Source organism: Streptomyces sp. NPDC006393 (genome assembly GCF_040628575.1).
GTDB lineage: Bacteria > Actinomycetota > Actinomycetes > Streptomycetales > Streptomycetaceae > Streptomyces.
The window spans coordinates 1-18,794 of record NZ_JBEXZD010000104.1 but is presented as its reverse complement, the minus strand read 5'-3'; the positions used below and the strand labels follow the sequence as shown (position 1 = coordinate 18,794).

The following is an 18,794-nucleotide window of genomic DNA, read 5'->3' as shown; positions in this document are numbered from 1 at the left end:
TGACCCGGCGTGACCTGGGGCCGGGCCGGGAGCGATGACGCGTCCGGCTTAGAGTGAGCGCGTGAACGGCGACTGGCTCCTGCGCGGCCGCGACGGCCGGCTCTGTGTGTATTTCCCCTCCGGCGACGCCACCGTGTGCCGGGCCGAGCAGTGGCCCGGCGGACCGTGGGACGCACCCCGCCGGGTCGGCGGCGACCAGAGGCTGCACCCCGTGTTCGCGGTCGGGCAGGGCGCCGACGCCTACGCCCATCTCGTCTCCTGGCGGCCCACTGCCGACGGGTCGTCGGGTCTGGTGCACACAACCCACTTCCGGCCTCTGCTCGCGGCCCTGGACTGGCACCCGATCGGGCACCCGAACAAAACGGGCGGGCGCACGGGCACACCGGCCGTGGCGGTCGACGCCGAAGGCCGCGCCCACGTCTTCGTCCGCAACGGGGGCTCCGGTGTCAGCATGCTGGCCCAGCAGACCACGGGCGGCTGGGAGCCCTGGCGGGACCTGAAGGGCCATCGCGTCCACGAGGACGGTCTGGCCGCGGTCACCGGCGAGTCCGGCCTGGTCGAGCTGTACGCGGCCGTCCCCGACGGTGTGCTGCACTGGCGTCAGGAGAAGCCGGGCGGCGAACTGACCCGTACGGACAAGCTGACGACCCCGGTCCGCCCGGGCGCCCTCCGCGCCCTGGCCACCTCGCCCGGCCGCACCACCCTGTTCTACGTCGACGACTCCGGCGACCTGTGCGCGTGGCGCCCCGGCGACAAGCCGGCCGCCCTGCTCCCCGCCGCGGGCCCCGGTCCGGTCACCGCCGTCCGCTGCGTCCTCGACGGTCACGACTGCACCCTGCTGGCCCAGCGTTCGGCGGCCGGACGCGTGGCCTTCGCCGCCTACCCCACGGAGGAGGAGACGGCCGGCGCCTGGTGGACCGAGTCGGGCCCCGCGCTCGCCGCGGACGCCGCGGTCCGCGTGACGACGGACGCCGACGGCCGTGTCACCGCGGCCACGTTGTCCCCGTCCACCGGACGCCTCCTGCTCACCCGCCGCAAGGACGAGCCGGGGCTGGCGCTGGAGGCGTGGCGGGAGGTGTGAGGTCAGGAACCGCCGTGGGCCGGCGACTTCTTCGCCGACTCGGGGATCGGGGAGTCACTGCGGATCGCCTTCCACAACTGCGACGCCTGCGGCTCCGCCGCCACCACGCGATTGGGGTCGACCTTGTCGTACGCCACCGGCAGCATGATCGTCTCCATCGTGGAGGGATCGACCCCGTTCAGGCTGCGTCCGAACTCCGCCAGCTTGGTGAGCGAGGCGAGGTCGGAGTCGGTGGTGAGAGCCGCGGTGAGCTTGTCCGCGATCTTGTAGGTCTTGGTGGGGCTGCCCAGCAGGTCCTGCCTCTTGATCTCGCTCAGCAGGTCCAGCATGAACTGCTGCTGCAGGCTGATGCGGCCGAGGTCGCTGCCGTCACCGACACCGTGCCGGGTGCGCACGAACTGGAGCGCCTGCGTGCCGTTCAGCCGGTGCGGGCCCTTGGTCATGTTCAGACCGCTGGACGTGTCGTGGATGTCCTGCGGGACGTTGACGGTCACCCCGCCGATCGCGTCCACCAGTCCCTTGAAGCCGGCGAAGTCTATCTCCACGTAGTGGTCCATCCGGACCCCGGAGATCTTCTCCACGGTCTTCACGACGCAGGCCGGACCGACCTGAGAGTAGATGGAGTTGAACATCACACGGTTCGCGGAAGGAACGGTGGAGCCGTCCTTCTTCGTGCACTCGGGCCGGGTGACCAGGGTGTCCCGCGGGATGCTGACGGCGACGGCCTTGGTGCGGCCGTCGGGGATGTGCATCACCAGCGCGGTGTCGGACCGGGCGCCGGAGACATGACCCGCGTCGAGCGCCGCGTTGGCACCGGCGCGTGAGTCGGAGCCCAGGATCAGGATGTTCTGACCGGAGGTGGGCAGCTTCTCGGGGCGGTCGTCACCGATGGCCTTGTCGATGTCGACGCCCTTGATGTTGCCGTCGAGGTCGCTGTAGAGCCAGTAGGCGGTGCCGCCGGCGGCCAGGACGAGCACACCCAGAGCGATGAGGATGTTCCGACCGGTGTGACGCTTGCCGGTACGGCCCTTACGGCCTTTGCCACGTCGCCTGTGGGGCGCGTCCGAATCGCTGCGCTGGGGCGTCGAGACATGGCTCATGTCTGTGGAGTCCTCGTGAGGTCATGGCCCGCGGGGGGCGCTGCTTGTGGCGGTCAGGACTCGGGTGGGGGAGGGCCGGTCCGCGTCATGCCAGGCGATCGCGCCACTATAGACAGATGGTGCGCCGATCATGCGCATAATGTGACTCATTTGTAAACGGTGGGCGAAGAATTAGGATGCCGCGCATGACTTGGCTGATCACAGGCGGAGCAGGTTTCATCGGAGCGCATGTCGTCCGCGCCATGTTGGCGGCGGGCGAACACGTCGCGGTCTACGACGATTTGTCCACCGGAGACCGCAAGCGCGTTCCCGACGAGGTGTCCTTCGTCGAGGGATCGGTCCTGGACGCCGAGCTGCTCCTGACCACCCTGGCCGACCTGCAGGTCTCCGGCATCGTCCACCTCGCCGCGAAGAAGCAGGTGGGGGAGTCGGTGGAACGCCCGCTGCACTATTACCGAGAGAATGTGCAGGGCCTGCAGACCCTGCTGCGGGCCGCGGCCGACGCGGGCGTGCAGCGCTTCCTCTTTTCTTCCTCGGCCGCCGTCTACGGCATGCCCGATGTCGACCTCGTGACCGAGAACACACCCTGCGCCCCTGTGAACCCGTACGGCGAGACCAAGTTGGCGGGGGAGTGGCTGGTGCGTGCGGCGGGCCGTGCACACGGCATGACCACTGCCTGTCTGCGCTATTTCAATGTCGCCGGGGCCGCCGACGACGATCTCGCGGACACCGGGGTGTTCAACCTCGTTCCCATGGTCTTCGAAAAGCTCACCGAGGGCGGCGCTCCGGTTGTTTTCGGGGACGATTACGACACCGAAGACGGCACTTGCGTCCGCGACTTCATCCACGTCGAGGACATCGCGTCGGCGCATCTGGCGGCCGCCCGCGCCCTGGCCGACCGCGAGCCGGGCAGTGACCTGACCGTCAACATCGGTCGAGGTGAGGGCGTTTCCGTGCGTGAGATGATTGCCCTGATCGGTGAGGTGACCGGTTACGGTGCCGCGGCGACGCCGGTGTCGGCGCCGCGCCGTGCGGGTGACCCGGCACGGGTGGTCGCGTCCGCCGAGCGTATCCGCGCGGAACTCGGCTGGACCGCGCGCCACGACGCGCGTGCGATGGTCGACTCGGCGTGGTCGGGATGGTGCCGACAGCATCCGCGGGCCCGTCGCTGAGAGCGCTCGGCGGTCCACGAACCGCCGCACGGCCGCTTCGGGACTCGGCCCCGCCGCCGACGGCCGCCTCCGACATTCGAACTCATGACGCAGCGACCAGGTCGCGGTCCGGGCGGGGCCCGGCCGGTGGGAAGGACGACGGAGCATGCGGGCCAGCAGCGCGCTCGACAGCGGGCCACGGCAGCAGGCCGGCGGTGCGGCAGCGAACCGTTCAGGACGACTCCCGGCCGTGTTGTCCGGTCCGTGGCTGGCGCTCGGGCATGACGGTCGGCTCATGGTGTTCGCGCACGTGGACCAGGCCGTGCTGCGCTGGACCGAGAACAGCCCTGGCGGCCCCGACTGGTCGGGGCCGGACACCCTTCCGGCCGAGGGCGTCACCCACCTCACCGTCGCCCAGGGCCGCAACCGGTATGTGCATCTGCTCGGCCGCCGAGTACGTGGCTCCGGCGACGAACCACCCGCCGTGGACCTGCTCTACGCGGTGCAGTACCAGACGGGCCGTCCGATGACCGAGTGGCGGTCGGCGGGCAACCCTCATGCCAAGCGCGAGAGGACCGCGCTGATGGGGGCGCCCGTCGCCGCGGTCAACCCGGCCGGCACGCTCCACGTCTTCGTCACCACAGCCGAGGGACGCGTGGCGCTGCGGCGTGAGGACGCCCAAGGGCGCTGGGAGTCCTGGGCCGACCTGAAGGTCACTGCGGCCCTGGACACCCCGGCCGTGGCGGTCGCGTCCACCGGGCACGTGGGACTGCTTGCCCCCGCGCTCACCGGGGCGCTGTCCTGGCAGCAGCGCGAGCTCGGCGCCCCCCTGGAGCGGGGGCACGACATCCCGGTGGTGCCGCTGCCCGGTTCGGCGACCGGCGTGGAGACCTCACCTGGCCGGATCACCTACGTCCTCACGGACGTCCGAAGCGGTGGCATCGTCGCCGTACGGCCCGGCGAGTGGCCGGTGCCGGTGGGTGGTAACCCGGGTGACGGGCGTCACGCGGCCCTCACCACCGTGCTCGACGGCTACCCCTGTACGGTGCTCGCCCATCGCGATGCGGACGGCCGGATCGTGCTGGGCGTCTGCCCCGCGGAGGACGAGCGCAACGGGGTGTGGTGGATCGACACCACGACTCCCTGCCTGGGCGATCCCGTGCTCGCACTGGACGGGTACGGACGGGTCGTCGTCCTCGCCGTCTCCCCCGACGGCGCGCTGATCCTGGCCCGGCAGGAGGAAGGGCCGGGACTGACTCTCGGCGACTGGAGGCGTATATGACCGGTTCGGTGTCCGCCGCCGGGCAGAGGGACGTGACGGCATGACGCGGAAGACAGACCGCAGGCAGGGAGCCACCGCTGCCGGCCCTTCGGCGCGCGCGCAGACGGTCGCCGTGGTCGTTCCCGACCCCGCCGACGCGGTGCCGATCGTCGGACTGCAGCCGCCCGGGGCGCAGATCGCGGTGGTCTGTCTCCGGGCGGGGACCAAGGACGCGCGCGCGGCGCTCGAGCGCGCGCTGACAGAGGCCGCCGGACGAGGCTGCCAGGCGCTGGGAGGTGTCCGCGTCCTGGGCACCGACGCGGGCGACGCCGTGGCCGCGTTGCTCGGTGAACTGCGCGCGATCGGTCCGCACCGGCTGCACACGCTGGACCCCGATCCCGCGCACGTCGGCGTCGACGAGACAAGTGGAGTGTCGTCCTACGGTGTTCCGCAGGCACACGCGCGGACCGCGGAGCAGGCGCTTGCGGCAGCCCGCGCCTGGCAACGGGAGACCGGCCGAATCCTGTTCGTCGACTGCCACCGCGCCGGGGCGGATCCGCGGCTCGGTGCCGCGGCGTGCAGGCGCTACCCCGAGCCCGCGAACTGGCTGTCCGCGGGGTTCGACGGCCGGCTGACGGCCTTCGCGCCCACGGCCGGGGGAGTCGTGCGCTGGTGGCAGGAGGAGCCGGACCGGTGGCGGGGACCGGAGACGGTGGAGGGCCCGGGGCTGCTACCGGGCCTGTGCGTGGTACCGGATCCGCACGGGTTCCCCAACCTGTTCGCGCTGCGCCGGACCGTCCGCGCGGACGGCGGTGCGGACGTCGAGGTCGTCCAGGCGGCCCAGTACCGCGTCGGCCGGCCGCTGACACCCTGGCTCTCGCTCGGCGGGCCGAACAGCGCGGCGTGGGAGAGGGGGCGGGAAGTCGGTTTTCCGACGGCCGCCTTCGACACCGCCGGCAATCTGTTCGTGTTCGTCCGCAACTTCGGACACAGCATCAGCTACCGCTGCCGGTCGGTCGACGGCGACTGGGCGGCGTGGCGGCACCTCGGCGGTACCCGCGTCGCCGACGACCTCCTCGCGGTGACCTCGGGGAACGGCCGGGTCGAGGTCTTCGCGAGGGCGCGTGATTCCGCCGCGGTCGTCCGGTGGTACCAGGGTGCGAGCGGCGCCTGGACCGAGGACCGGACGGTTCCGTTCGCCGCCCGGCCGGGCACGTGGGCACCGGCCGCGGAGCCGGGCGCCGTTCTCTTCCGTGACGCGCACACCAACGAGGCGTCCGTGTGGCACCCCGGCACCCCGGCACCCTGTCCGCTGGGCGAGGCGGAGGAGAGCGGTCCGCTGGCCACGGCGCGGCACGTGGAGATCGACGGGTGGGCATACTCCGTCCTGGTCCGTCCCGGTCCGGGGGGCAACTGCTCGGTGGGCGCCTATCCCGAGGGGCGGCCGGATCTCGGGGTGTGGTGGCAGGACCTGAGGGCCCCCTCGTACCGGGGACCGGCGGCGGCGGTGAGTCGGGACGGAAGGCTTGCCCTGGGAACATGGGCGGCCGGCGACGGACTCATGGTGGCCTTTCGGCGGGAGCCCGAGGGCGGTCTCACCTTCGGCGACTGGCGTCCGACGAGCGAGTGAACTCCCGTGAAAGGACTCACGGCTGACCGAATACCCCGAAACGGACAGGTGTGACACGCGAGAGCGTGAAAAGGTTGTAGAGAAAACCATGTGATCAAGGTCGCGACCGTTCGGAATCACTACCCGTCGTATCTAGGTGTGATTTTGTTAAGATTCTCGTCGCCCATGTGACGTTCCTGTGAAAGCGGGTCTCACCTGCGCGTTTCCCTGCGGCGCACCGATACGGCCACGGGGCATATGTCCTGTCGTGTCCGTGTCTGAGGGGTTATGGCCAAGCTGTCGCTGCGGGCTGTCCAAAAACTGACCTGCAAGAAGCGCGATGCCTGGTGGACGGTGTTCCTGGTGGACCCCGTCGCCACTCGACTCCTGCTCCTCGTCGCCCGCTTCCGCTTCATCACGCCCAACCGGGTGACCTGGGCCGCTCTCGTCATCGGCCTCGGGTCAGCGGGCCTCTTCCTGAAGGGCGATCAGCAGTCGCTCCTCATCGGCGCCCTGCTGTACCACCTGAGCTTCATCCTCGACTGCATCGACGGGAAGCTGGCGCGGCTCAAGGGCAACGGCACCGTCTTCGGCGGCTGGCTCGACTACGTCTTCGACCGCATCCGAGTGCTGTTCTGCGCCCTGGCCCTGATGGGCGGGCAGTTCCTGCGCACGGACGACGAGCGGTACCTCCTCGCCGCCCTCATCGTGGTTTTCCTCGACATGCTGCGGTACGTCGACGCACTGCAGGTCTACAAGATGCGCATGTCGATGCGGGCCAAGATCGAGAAGGTGACGAAGGAGCGCGCCGAGGCCGAACGCGCCGAGCAGGAGGCGCGGTCCGGAGCCGAGGACGCCTCGCCGGTCGTCTTCATGGAGGACCTGCTACGAGACAACCCCGGCACACCGGCCGAGACCCTCCGCGCCGAGGCCGGCGCCGGCAACGTGATCGACCTGCACGAGCAGTTCCGCGGTCAGTTCCCCTGGTACGTCAGGATTCGCCGGGCGCTGCTGCGCACCCGGATCCGCCCGCACCTGATCAGCGGCATCGAGTTCCAGATGTTCATCTTCATCGTGGGCCCGCTGATCGGGAGGATCCTGTGGACGACCGCCGTCTCGGCGGCGCTGCTGATGCTCTTCGAGCTGGTCATCATGTACAAGTTCTGGCTCTCGACGCGGGACTTCACCCGCGTCATGGAGGAACTGGACCCCACTCCGACGACTGCGGGCACCATCGCGGCGCATCTGCACCGGGGCCGCCACCGGCGGGCCGCGCAGGAGGCGCTGCTGACCGACGAGCGCTACCAGGCGCCGGCGCCGGAGGACGACCCCGGCTTCTGGCCCTACCCGCAGCCGAACGCCACCCCCCACGAGCACGACCCCTCCCAGGACCCCTACGGACTGCCGCACGTGCGTCGGCAGCTCGGTGACACCATGCCGCTCACCCAGTTCCGGAAGGCGGCACCCGGCGACGCGTACGGCAGCCCCGGGGCCCGGGAGCACTCGCGATGACACCATCTGCAGGACGAGTCCCCATGCGACAGACACAGGACGGCGAGAACTACTGGGTCACGGTGGTCATCCCCGCGTACAACGCGGCGACCACCATCGGCAAGGCCCTGCAGTCGGCCGTGAACCAGACCTACGAGTTGGTCGAGGTGATCGTCGTAGACGACGCGTCGACCGACGGCACCATGGAAGTGGTCGCCAACTTCGCCGGCAACAACCCCCGGGTGCGGGTACTGCGCCGCCGGGAGAACAGCGGCGGCGTCGGTGCCCCCCGCAACTGGGGTATCGCCCAGGCGGAGGGGCGCTGGGTGATGTTCCTGGACGCCGACGACGAACTGCCGCCACGTGCCTGCGAGCGGCTGGTCGAGAGCGCGCTGGAGACCGGCAGCGACATCACGGCGGGCAAGGCACTGCGGGTCAACCGGGTCAGCGGCGACTCCGAGCCCTGGGCGCCGGAGGTCTACGCGATGAGCCGCACGGTGGCGAACCTGGAGGAGTTCCCGCTGCTGCTGTCCGACCCCATCGCCGCCGCCAAGCTCTACAACGTGGAGTTCCTGCGCTCGGCCGGCGTGTGGTTCCCCGAGGGCGTCTTCTACGAGGACACGTACTTCTCCACCGTGGCGGGCTGCCTCGCCCGGGGCATCACCGTGATCACCGAACCCGTCTACCGGTGGATGTGGGAGCCGGACGGTTCCTCGATCACCGGGCGCACCCGAGAACTGCGCAGCATCACCGACCGGATCGCCGTGCACCGGGCCACCGACCGATTCCTGCTGGAACGGGGCCTGTGGGCGCTGAAGGTCCGCAAGGACTCGAAGTTCCTCTCACACGATCTGCGCCTGTACATGCGGGCCCTGTCCGAGGGCGACGCGGAGTTCCAGCAGCGCTTCGCCACCATCGTCAGCTCCTATCTCTTCTCCATCAACGAGGAGGCGTTCGAGCTGTGCGGTCCGGTCGACCGGGTGCGCGCCTACCTCCTGAGGTACGAGGAGATCGAGGCCGCCCTCACCACGCTCGACTACACCCGGCGCAGGAGCGTGTTCTCCTCCCACCTGGTGGAGGAGGAAGGCCGCGTCTACTGGTCCGCCGACCACCTGCACCTCCCGGGTGCACGCCGCATGCTGGACGTCACCGAACTGGGCCTGGCCGCCGCGCCCGTGTCCCAGGTGCCGCTCTTCGCACAGCTGTCGAACTGGCGTATGGACGGCACGGAAGTGACCTACGCCGGCGAGCTCGTCAACCGCTTCGGCCGGATCTCCGCGAGCGACTCCCTCTCCCTGTCCCTGGCGGTGCGCAACCGGCACACCAAGCAGGACGTCCTGGTCCCGGTCCCGAAGGTCTCCGTCGACGACCGCCACGTCCGCTTCTCGGGCACCGCCGACCTCGCCCGCCTGCTCGGTGACGACCTCGCCGACGATACGGTCTGGAACGTCTCGGTCGTCGTGGAGTGGAACCGCAGCCGCTCCCGTTCGGCGCTGAACGTGCGAGACATCGACCTGGACGGGCTGTGCTTCAAGCGCGACGGCGAGGAGTTCGAGGGCTACCGCACGGTCAGCGACAACCTCGCCTTCCGCTCCGCGCGGGTCGGCAGCCGCACGTTCGAGTCGGAACAGAACGACCCGAACGCTCCGTGGATGTGGTGGCGCGACCAGATCCACCCCCCGATCCCCACGCTGACCCACCGCTTCGAACTGGCCGTGGTCGTGCCCTGCTACAACGTCGCCAAGTACTTGGACGACTGCCTGGGTTCGATCGCCGCGCAACGGGGCTTCGCGGCCACCCAGGTCATCCTGGTCGACGACGGCGCCACCGACGAGACGCCGCGGATGCTCGACCATTTCGCCCGGTACTACGCCAACGTCACGGTCGTCCACCAGCAGAACGGCGGCCTGGGCAACGCCCGCAACAACGGCCTCGCCCATGTCACGGCGCCTTACGTCACGTTCCTGGACTCCGACGACATCCTCGGCCCGGACGCCCTGTACCTGATGCTTCAGGCCGTTCGCCGCGACCGCACCGAGATCGCTGTCGGTGACCTGGTGAACTTCCCCGACCGGCCCTACGGCCCCTGGAAGAAGTACTTCGGCGACGGCGACCGGGTCATCACCGACCTCGCGGACACCCCCGACCTGATCTTCAGCGGTTCGGCGTGCAACAAGCTGTTCAGCACCGGCCTGCTGCGCCGGTTCGGCCTCCGGTTCGGCGAGGGCGTCCATTTCGAGGACTCGTGGCTGACGCTGCCGGCCATGTTGCGTTCCCACGGCATCAGCCTGGTCGACGCCCCTGTGTACTACTACCGCGGCCGGCCCGACGGCTCGTCCATCATGGACTCGCTGTGGAGCAAGCCCGCGAACTACCGGGACCATCTGCGCCTCAACCACTTCCTGCTGAACTACACCGCCGAGGAACGCGACAAGATCCGGCACATGTTCCACCGGTACGTGGCCCGCACGTACAAGGGGTTCCTCTGCAACGCCCGCAACGTCATGAACCGCTCGCAGCTGGCCGAGATGTTCGCGGACATCCACCGCCACTACGCGCAGATCCCCGACGACGTCATCCTCGAGTTCGCCACCAACGCTGCTCAGCAGCTCGACCACTACGCCGCCAAGAGCGGCAACTTCGAGCTGTTCTGCGACCCGGCTCCCGCCCTGGAAGCCGCGCCGCTCGCGGTCGAGATCGATGACGAGGGCTTCTACCGGACCTTCCCCGGCGGGTCCCTCGCCACCAACACGGCACGCGTCGCCGATCCCAACGTGGTGGTCGAGTCCGTGCGCAGCAGGGACGATGTGATCGTCGTCGAGGGCTGCATGGCCTTCCCGGGCATGAACATCACCGGACCTCTGCTCAACCGCCTGGAGTTCGTTTACCAGACGCGGGGGAACAAGGTGTCCGTGCCACTGCGGCAGGTCTATCGTCGGGACCTGTGGAACGCCCGCAACCAGCGCGACGTGTACGCCGGCTGGTATGCAGAGATACCCGCCGAGGTGCTGGCCGAGGGCGGCTTCGGCATCGGTGACTTCCGGCTCAGGGTGCACCGCGTCGACGGCAGCCGGGAGCGCAACGTCGTGATGAAGGCGCGTCTGCCGCTGCACCGGCTCAAGGGCCAGGGCCGGGTCGGCGACTACCGCTACATGCTGACCATCGGCGCGCGTGACGCCCTGAACCTGCGCCTGGTCAATCGTGGCGTGGGGGCACGCCTCAAGCACACGCTGTGGCGTGCCATGCGTGAGATCCGCATCCTCAAGCTGCGCAACCCCGGCTGGCGGATGCGTCTGGCGTACTGGCTCACCTTCCCGTTCCTGAACCGCCGCGAGATCTGGCTCATCGGCGAGCGTTCCGACACGGCCCAGGACAACTCGTACCACTTCTTCAAGTGGATGCGGACCAACCGGAGGCGCCGCAAGGTCTACTACGTCATCGACGGGGACTCCGCCGACTACGCGAAGGTCGCCCGCTACGGGCAGGTGATCAAGCTCGACTCGTTCAAGCACCGCGTGTACCTGCTGCACGCGACCAAGCTGATCGGCTCCTACGACTCGGAGTCCTACCTGTTGCCCAAGGGCTACCGGAAGGTCCTGTTCCTGCACCGATTCGGAGAACTCCTCAAGTATCAGCGGGTGTTCCTTCAGCACGGCATCATCTACAACGACGTCACCACCGGTGTCGACCAGCGGATCACCAGTTACGACATGATCGTCACCACCGGCCATCAGGAGCGCGAGTTCCTGGCGCTGGAGGCCGGTTACGGCGACCGCGCCGTTCTCGCGGGGCTCCCCCGGTTCGACGCGTTGAAGCGTGAGCACCCCGAACGCCCCCGCATCCTGCTGATGCCGACCTGGCGGCAGTGGCTCGTCACCGCCTCCTACAAGAAAGCCGCCGGTCCAGCCAAGACGAGCTTCACGCAGTCCGAGTACTACCGCTTCTACCGGTCGCTGCTGGCGAATCCGCGCCTGGGCCGGGCCCTTGAGCACTTCGGGGTCGACCTGGAGTTCTTCCCGCACTACGAGATCCGGCCGTACCTGCACACCTTCCAGCTCTCCTCGTCGTCCATCCACGTCGCCGACCCGAACACACGCAACGTGCAGCAGGCGATGAAGGAGTGCTCGCTGATGGTGACCGACTACTCCTCGGTCTTCTTCGACGTGGCCTACATGGGCATCCCGCTGGTCCACGTGCCCTTCGACGAGGAGGACTTCTACGGACGCCACTACAAGCGCGGCTACTTCAACCTCTCCGAGGACGGCTTCGGCCCGGTGTCCCGGACCGTCGAGGGCGCCGTGGACCAGATCATCGCCGTGATTCAGCGGGGCTTCACCGTGGAACCGGTGCACCAGGCGCGGGTCGAGAGCTTCTTCATGCACCGCGGTGGCGGCAACTGCGAACGGGTCTACGAGGCGATCGAAGCGCTCGGTACGGCACCTGCGGCGGAGCTTGGCCCGGACGGCCCCATAGGCGCGCTGGAGCCGGGCGTCCCCGCATCGACGAGGTGGGTCGATGCGGCCTGACGGCAGTCCGTACCGCATCTTCCTCGCCGGCGACTCGAGCGTGTGCACGCGCGAGGTCAGCAGGGCGCCCATGGCCGGGTGGGGCCAGGTGCTGCCGCTGTTCTTCACGAGCGCGGCTGAGGTCGTCAACTGCGCCCGGGCGGGAGCCAGTTCCCGCACCTTCGCCGAGCGCGGCCGGCTCGCCTGGATCCTGGAGCGCCTCCGGCCCGACGACTACCTCGTCGTCTCCTTCGGCCTGATCGACCACAAGCCGGAGAAGGAGTGGCGCACCGAGGCGTTCCACGACTACCAGCGCCACCTGCGCGCCTTCGTCGACGGGGCCCGCGACCGGGGTGCGCACCCGGTGCTGGTGAGCTCGCACGAGCGCTGCACCTGGGACGAACACGGCAACCTGCGGCAGGTGTTCGGCGAATATCCGATGGCCATGCGCGAGCTGGCCGGGGAGACCGCCACCCCCTACGTCGACCTGTACGCGCAGAGCCTCGAATGGTGGGCGCAGCTCGGACCCCAGGGCACCCGGAACCTGTTCATGTACCTCGCCCCCGGACAGCATCCGAATTACCCCGAGGGCATCGAGGACAGTACGCATCTGCAGTCCGAGGGCGCTGTGGCCTGCGCGCGGTTCGTCGCCCACCAGCTCGCCTCCCGGCAGATCGTCCCGCCGCACTGGGTCACCGCGCTCGACGTGCCGGCGTTCCCGCCGCAGGCGCTCGGATGGTTGGACGACGCCGAGCACGCGGCCATGGTCAGAGCGCGGTCCAAGGGGCAAGGGGACACACTGTGACGGGCGGACCCATGGTGACCGAGGAGCAGCACCATACCGAGCCGTTCCTGCTCGCCCGCGTGCACGCGGCCCAGCAGGACGCACCGCAGATCCGGCTGACGGTCGAGCTGACGGCGAGCGCCGACCCCAGGCTGCCGCTGACGCCCGGGCAGGAGGTGCGTTTCGCTCTCACGCTGCACCCCGAGGGACCGGGCCACCGCTACTATGGTTACGTGATGGCGCAGCCCTTCGACCGCGTGGCCCGTGTCGACCGGCTCGCCGGGATCAGCCTGCTGCCCTCCGGTGACCGGTACGCCACCTCCGTGGAGGCGGGCAGCTTTCGTGTTGCGCGGTTCACGACCACGGTCCACCACGACGTGCCGTCCGGCGCCGTCCTCATCCCCCAGGTGCGTGCGGGCATCATCGCCCATGGCGGGTCGAGCCTGAGCAGCAGCACACACTCGGTGAAGCAGTACGGCTACCGGGTCGCACCTCTGCCCCGGCAGGGCCGCGTGCTGAAGGTGGCTCCCGGCCACCGCGGAGTGCTCCGCGGACTCACCGAGGGCCTGGGGGAGCGGGTCCATCTCGTGGGCGTGGGGCCGGCCCTGCGCGGTGTCACGGCCGTCGAACCCGACGGCGCCGTCGTCTACACCCCCTTTCCCGGCCAGACGGGGTACGACCGCTTCGCCTACGCCCTCGACGACGGGGACGGCCGTCTGACCAGGGGGCAGGTCACCGTCTACATCGGCGACCTGTACGCCGCCCCCGGCGTGCTTGCCGGCTGAGACGTCCGGACACCGGCAGACGGAAGGGGGCCCCGCAGCCGCGGGGCCCCCTTCACGCGTGTCCGCGCGTCACGCCGGAACCGAAGCCACCCCCGGCTCCAGGAACCGCCTGCCGTTCACCCGCTCCGAGACGCCCTCGCGGTCCAGGTACGGCGTGATGCCGCCCAGGTGGAAGGGCCAGCCGGCGCCGGTGATCAGGCACAGGTCGATGTCCTGGGCCTCGGCGACGACGCCCTCGTCGAGCATGAGGCCGATCTCCTGCGCGACCGCGTCGAGCACCCGCGCCCGGACCTGCTCCTCGGTCAGGACCACGTCGCCCTGCTTCAGCAGCGCGGCGACCTCCGGGTCCAGCTCGGGCTTGCCGCTGTCGTAGACGTAGAAGCCGCGCTTGCCGGCCTCGACGACCGCCTTGAGGTTCGGGGAGACCGTGAAGCGGTCCGGGAAGGCCCTGTTGAGGGTCTCCGAGACGTGCAGGCCGATCGCCGGGCCGACCAGCTCGAGGAGGACGAGCGGGGACATCGGCAGGCCCAGCGGCTCGACCGCCTTCTCGGCGACCTCGACCGGGGTGCCCTCGTCGATGACGTTCTGGATCTCGCCCATGAAGCGGGTCAGGATGCGGTTGACCACGAACGCCGGGGCGTCCTTGACCAGCACCGCGGTCTTCTTCAGCTTCTTGGCCACCGCGAACGCGGTCGCCAGCGAGGCGTCGTCCGTCTGCTCGCCGCGGACGATCTCCAGGAGGGGGAGGATCGCCACGGGGTTGAAGAAGTGGAAGCCCACGACCCGCTCGGGGTGCTTGAGCTTCGACGCCATCTCCGACACCGACAGGGAGGAGGTGTTGGTCGCCAGAATGGCGTGCGCCGGGGCGACCGCCTCGACCTCCGCGAACACCTGCTGCTTGACGCCCATCTCCTCGAAGACGGCCTCGATGACGAAGTCGGCGTCCGCGAAGCCCTCGGCCTTGTCCAGGACGCCGGTCACCAGCGCCTTGAGGCGGTTGGCCTTGTCCTGGTTGATACGGCCCTTGCCGAGCAGCTTGTCGATCTCGGCGTGGACGTAGCCCACACCCTTGTCGATGCGCTCCTGGTCGATGTCGGTCAGGACGACCGGCACCTCCAGGCGGCGGAGGAAGAGCAGGGCCAGCTGGGAGGCCATCAGGCCGGCGCCGACCACGCCCACCTTGGTGACCGGGCGGGCCAGGTTCTTGTCCGGGGCGCCCGCCGGGCGCTTGCCGCGCTTCTGCACCAGGTTGAACGCGTAGATGCCGGAGCGCAGTTCGCCGCCCATGATCAGGTCGGCGAGGGCCCGGTCCTCGGCGTCGTAGCCCTGCTGGAGGTCGCCGTTCTTGGCGGCGGCGATGATGTCCAGCGCACGGTAGGCGGCCGGGGCCGCGCCGTGCACCTTGCCGTCGGCGATGAACCGGCCGCGCGCGACGGCCTGGTCCCAGGCCTCACCCCGGTCGATGACCGGGCGCTCGACGACGATCTCGCCCTTGAGGACGGACGCCGTCCAGATCAGCGACTGCTCCAGGAAGTCGGCGCCCTCGAACAGCGCGTCGGCGATGCCGAGTTCGTAGACCTGCTTGCCCTTGAGCTGCTTGTTCTGGTTGAGGCTGTTCTCGATGACGACCGTCACGGCCTTCTCGGCGCCGATCAGGTTCGGCAGCAAGGTGCAGCCGCCCCAGCCGGGGACCAGGCCGAGGAAGACCTCGGGGAGGGAGAAGGCGGGCAGCGCCGCGGACACCGTGCGGTAGGTGCAGTGCAGGCCGACCTCGACACCGCCGCCCATCGCCGCGCCGTTGTAGTAGGCGAAGGTGGGGACGGCCAGCTTCGACAGCCGCTTGAAGACCTCGTGGCCGCCCCTGCCGATGGCCAGCGCGTCCTCGTGCCGCTTCAGCAGCTCGACGCCCTTGAGGTCGGCGCCGACGGCGAAGATGAACGGCTTGCCGGTGATGCCGACACCGACGATCTCGCCGTCCGCGGCCTCCTTCTCGACCTGGTCGATGGCGGTGTCGAGGTTCGCCAGCGACTGCGGGCCGAAGGTGGTCGGCTTGGTGTGGTCGTGGCCGTTGTCCAGCGTGATGAGGGCGAAACGGCCCGCGCCGGACGGCAGGTCGAAGTGGCGTACGTGCGCCTGCGTGACGACCTCGTCCGCGAACAGCTCGGCCGCGCCCTTCAGGAGTTCAGCGGTGGTGCTCACTTGTCGCCTCCGGCAGCGTTCTCGAAGTGCGGGTTCTCCCAGACGACCGTCGCGCCCATGCCGAAGCCGACGCACATGGTGGTCAGGCCGTAGCGGACCTGCGGCTGCTCCTCGAACTGGCGGGCCAGCTGGGTCATCAGCCGGACGCCGGAGGAGGCCAGCGGGTGACCGAAGGCGATCGCGCCGCCGTACTGGTTGACGCGCTCGTCGTCGTCCGCGATGCCGTAGTGGTCGAGGAAGGCCAGCACCTGGACGGCGAAGGCCTCGTTGATCTCGAACAGGCCGATGTCGGAGATCGACAGACCCGCCTTGGCCAGGGCCTTCTCCGTGGCCGGGATCGGGCCGTAGCCCATGACCTCCGGCTCCACGCCCGCGAAGGCGTAGGAGACCAGGCGCATCTTGACCGGCAGACCGTTCTCGCGGGCGAACTCCTCGCTCGCGATGACCGAGGCGGTGGCGCCGTCGTTCAGACCCGCCGCGTTACCGGCGGTGACCCGGCCGTGGACGCGGAACGGCGTCTTGAGGTTCGCCAGGTTCTCCAGGGTGGTGCCCGGGCGCATCGGCTCGTCGGCGGTGACCAGACCCCAGCCGGTCTCCCCGGCCTCGGGGCTGGTGCGGCGCACCGAGATCGGCACCAGGTCCTGCTGGATCTTGCCGTTGGCGTACGCCTTGGCGGCCTTCTCCTGCGAGCGCACCGCGTACTCGTCCGCGCGCAGCTTGGTGATCTGCGGGTAGCGGTCGTGCAGGTTCTCCGCGGTCATGCCCATGAACAGGGCCGACTCGTCGACCAGCTTCTCGCTCACGAACCGCGGGTTCGGGTCGACGCCCTCGCCCATCGGGTGGCGGCCCATGTGCTCGACACCGCCGGCGATGGCGACGTCGTACGCGCCGAAGGCGATGGAGCCGGAGACGGTGGTGACGGCGGTCAGCGCGCCCGCGCACATGCGGTCGATGGAGTAGCCGGGGACCGAGGTGGGCAGACCCGCGAGGATGCCGGCGGTGCGGCCGATGGTCAGGCCCTGGTCGCCGATCTGCGTGGTCGCCGCGACGGCGACCTCGTCGACCTTCTTCGGGTCGAGACCGGGGTTGCGGCGCAGCAGCTCCCGGATCGCCTTCACGACGAGGTCGTCGGCGCGGGTCTCGTGGTAGATGCCCTTCGGGCCCGCCTTGCCGAACGGGGTGCGGACGCCGTCGACGAAGACGACGTCCCTGACGGTACGAGGCACGATGGCTCTCCTCCAGGGTGCGGGATGGCACTGCTGCGACGCGCAAGCGCTGAGCGCGCGCTCAGGCTCATGCTACTCGCGGGTAATGTGACTGCACAGTCCCCCCGCCGGGAGCGGCGAACGTCACACCACCGCGGACCCGAACGTCACACCCCCGCGGCCCGGTCGGGCGGCGGGGGTGTGCGGAGAGCGGCTCGGCACGGCAGGCGGGTGCTAGGCGCCCGTGCCCTTCGTCGACAGGGCCTCCACCAGGACGGGCGTGACCTGTTCGACCTGCCACGGGCGCGCGCCGTGGCCGGACAGCGCGGCGGCCACCGAAACGGCGTCGGCGTCCTTCGGCGGCTCCCAGCACAGCCGCCGTACCGTGTCCGGCGCGACGAGGTTCTCCTGCGGCATGTTCAGCCGCTCGGCCAGCGCGGAGACGGCCGCACGGGCCGCCGCCAGGCGGGCCGCGGCGGCCGGGTCCTTGTCGGCCCACGCGCGCGGCGGTGGGGGTCCGGTGACCGGTTGCCCGGGCTGGGGCAGCTGCGACTCGGAGAGGGACTTGGCCCGCTCCACCGCGGTCTGCCACTGCTCCAGCTGACGGCGGCCCATCCGGTGGCCGAAGCCGTTCAGCGCGGCGAGGGCGTGCACGTTGGGCGGCAGCGCGAGCGCGGCCTCCACGATGGCCGCGTCCGACAGCACCTTGCCCGGCGAGACGTCCCGCCGCCGGGCCACCCGGTCCCGGGTCTGCCACAGCTCCCGTACGACGGCCAGCTGCCGCCTGCGCCGGACCCGGTGCATCCCGGACGTGCGCCGCCAGGGGTCCTTGCGGGGCTCGGCGGGCGGCGCCGAGGCGATGGCGTCGAACTCCTGCAAGGCCCACTCCAGCTTGCCCTGCCGGTCCAGCTCCTTCTCCAGCGCGTCGCGCAGGTCGACGAGCAGTTCCACGTCCAGGGCCGCGTACCGCAGCCACGGCTCGGGCAGCGGCCGGGTGGACCAGTCGACGGCGGAGTGGCCCTTCTCCAGGACGAAGCCGAGCACGTTCTCCACCATGGCGCCGAGCCCCACCCGGGGGAACCCGGCGAGCCGGCCGGCCAGCTCGGTGTCGAACAGGTGGCTGGGCACCATGCCTATCTCGCGCAGGCACGGCAGGTCCTGGGTGGCGGCGTGCAGTACCCACTCGACGCCGGACAGCGCCTCGCCCAGACCGGACAGGTCGGGGCAGGCGACGGGGTCGATGAGCGCGGTGCCGGCACCCTCGCGGCGCAGCTGCACCAGGTAGGCGCGCTGGCCGTAGCGGTAGCCGGAGGCCCGCTCGGCGTCGACGGCGACGGGGCCGGAGCCGGCGGCGAACGCGCGGATCACCTCGGCCAGCGCCGCGGCGTCGGCGATCACGGGCGGAATGCCCTCGCGGGGCTCCAGCAATGGGATCGGCGCCCCCGTGTCAGAAGAGCCGCCGTCGTCCGGAGGGGCGCCTCCGGTGGTTCGCAGTGGGCTGTCTGCTGCGGTTTCTCGGGCGTCGGTCACCTGTCAAGGGTATCCGTGGATGGACGGCGCCCGCCCCCGCGCGGGCGCTCTGCCGGGAATACGGCATGTTCGCGATGGCCGTCCCGGAGCTCC

At 70.2% G+C, this 18,794-nt stretch carries 12 protein-coding genes; 8 read left to right on the top strand and 4 right to left on the bottom strand.

Features of this window, described 5'->3' with window-relative positions; all coding sequences use genetic code 11:
* Positions 1-61 precede the first annotated feature (61 nt).
* Complete coding sequence (locus tag ABZ484_RS30920; protein WP_358869223.1) at positions 62-1,081, top strand: hypothetical protein; 1,020 nt, start codon at positions 62-64, stop codon at positions 1,079-1,081.
* A 2-nt stretch (positions 1,082-1,083) separates the two neighbouring features.
* On the opposite strand, the gene ABZ484_RS30915 is transcribed toward ABZ484_RS30920, so the two are convergent.
* On the bottom strand, positions 1,084-2,181 hold the full coding sequence (locus ABZ484_RS30915; protein ID WP_358869222.1) for an LCP family protein: 1,098 nt from the start codon (positions 2,179-2,181) through the stop codon (positions 1,084-1,086).
* A 185-nt stretch (positions 2,182-2,366) separates the two neighbouring features.
* Between ABZ484_RS30915 and galE the strand changes: the two genes are divergently transcribed.
* From galE to ABZ484_RS30880, 7 genes are all read left to right on the top strand, one after another.
* Positions 2,367-3,353 carry a UDP-glucose 4-epimerase GalE gene (gene galE / locus ABZ484_RS30910; RefSeq protein ID WP_358869221.1) on the top strand — a complete coding sequence of 329 codons (987 nt, stop codon included), beginning with the start codon at positions 2,367-2,369 and terminating at the stop codon, positions 3,351-3,353.
* Between the two features lie 274 nt (positions 3,354-3,627).
* A complete protein-coding gene (locus ABZ484_RS30905) occupies positions 3,628-4,614 on the top strand; it encodes a hypothetical protein (protein ID WP_358869220.1) in 987 nt (328 codons plus the stop codon).
* Positions 4,615-4,654: 40 nt separating this feature from the next.
* Complete coding sequence (locus ABZ484_RS30900) at positions 4,655-6,223, top strand: hypothetical protein (protein WP_358869219.1); 1,569 nt, start codon at positions 4,655-4,657, stop codon at positions 6,221-6,223.
* Between the two features lie 267 nt (positions 6,224-6,490).
* Positions 6,491-7,714 carry a CDP-alcohol phosphatidyltransferase family protein gene (locus tag ABZ484_RS30895; protein ID WP_358869218.1) on the top strand — a complete coding sequence of 408 codons (1,224 nt, stop codon included), beginning with the start codon at positions 6,491-6,493 and terminating at the stop codon, positions 7,712-7,714.
* 23 nt (positions 7,715-7,737) lie between these two features.
* Positions 7,738-12,219 carry a glycosyltransferase gene (locus ABZ484_RS30890; RefSeq protein ID WP_358869217.1) on the top strand — a complete coding sequence of 1,494 codons (4,482 nt, stop codon included), beginning with the start codon at positions 7,738-7,740 and terminating at the stop codon, positions 12,217-12,219.
* The gene (locus ABZ484_RS30885; protein WP_358869216.1) at positions 12,209-13,003 is read left to right on the top strand and encodes a rhamnogalacturonan acetylesterase; all 795 of its coding nucleotides are present in this window, start codon (positions 12,209-12,211) and stop codon (positions 13,001-13,003) included. The genes ABZ484_RS30890 and ABZ484_RS30885 overlap by 11 nt, the downstream gene beginning before the upstream one ends.
* Positions 13,000-13,767 (top strand): Ig-like domain-containing protein, encoded by a 768-nt coding sequence (locus ABZ484_RS30880; protein ID WP_358869215.1) that lies wholly within the window; start codon positions 13,000-13,002, stop codon positions 13,765-13,767. The genes ABZ484_RS30885 and ABZ484_RS30880 overlap by 4 nt, the downstream gene beginning before the upstream one ends.
* Before the next feature lie 69 nt (positions 13,768-13,836).
* Here the strand turns inward: ABZ484_RS30880 and ABZ484_RS30875 are convergent, their stop codons facing one another.
* The 3 genes from ABZ484_RS30875 to ABZ484_RS30865 form a co-directional block, all read right to left on the bottom strand.
* The gene (locus ABZ484_RS30875; RefSeq protein WP_358869214.1) at positions 13,837-15,966 is read right to left on the bottom strand and encodes a 3-hydroxyacyl-CoA dehydrogenase NAD-binding domain-containing protein; all 2,130 of its coding nucleotides are present in this window, start codon (positions 15,964-15,966) and stop codon (positions 13,837-13,839) included.
* Entirely contained in the window at positions 15,963-17,192 is a 1,230-nt protein-coding gene (locus tag ABZ484_RS30870; RefSeq protein WP_358869213.1) for an acetyl-CoA C-acyltransferase, read from the bottom strand. Before ABZ484_RS30870 ends, ABZ484_RS30875 begins: the two co-directional genes overlap by 4 nt.
* Positions 17,193-17,405: 213 nt before the next feature.
* Positions 17,406-18,701, bottom strand: coding sequence for a ribonuclease D (locus ABZ484_RS30865; protein WP_358869212.1), 1,296 nt, complete (start codon positions 18,699-18,701; stop codon positions 17,406-17,408).
* Between the last annotated feature and the right edge of the window lie 93 nt (positions 18,702-18,794).